This window comes from Pseudoalteromonas sp. T1lg10 (genome assembly GCF_002964545.1).
GTDB lineage: Bacteria > Pseudomonadota > Gammaproteobacteria > Enterobacterales > Alteromonadaceae > Pseudoalteromonas.
Map to the genome: position 1 here is coordinate 157726 of NZ_PQBV01000049.1, position 493 is coordinate 158218.

Sequence of the window (493 nt, forward strand, 5' to 3'; positions counted from 1 at the left end):
CTTAGTAGTTAATACCTGCTAGGTGTGACGTTACTTACAGAAGAAGCACCGGCTAACTCCGTGCCAGCAGCCGCGGTAATACGGAGGGTGCGAGCGTTAATCGGAATTACTGGGCTCCACCACTTTACTACTACTCCTTCTTATAGATAAACATTCTTTCGGGGAAAAGCCCTGAGAATAGAGTGTGTTTAACTCTGAGAAGTCATTCTCTTGCTCTTTAAAAATTTGGAAAGCTGATAAAAACTTTGAATTGTTCAATTTGAATAATTTAGAGTTCTCAATAAGTAAAGAAATATGCCATTGGTCATTTGTAGGTCGGAGCTCTGCGCCGACATGGTGAGAATGGCGCATAATTTGTCGGGATAAAATCCCGACCTACAGGGCAATGTGTTCCTGCATTGCATTGGTCATTTGTAGGTCGGAGCTCTGCGCCGACATGGTGAGAATGGCGCATAATTTGTCGGGATAAAATCCCGACCTACAGGGCAATATG

Annotated in this window: 1 other annotated feature (cut by a window edge). The window is 43.8% G+C overall.

What is annotated here, in order from left to right:
- Nucleotides 1-121, forward strand: a sequence feature (16S ribosomal RNA rRNA prediction is too short); it begins 274 nt to the left of the window's first position.
- The last annotated feature ends 372 nt before the right edge of the window (nt 122-493 follow it).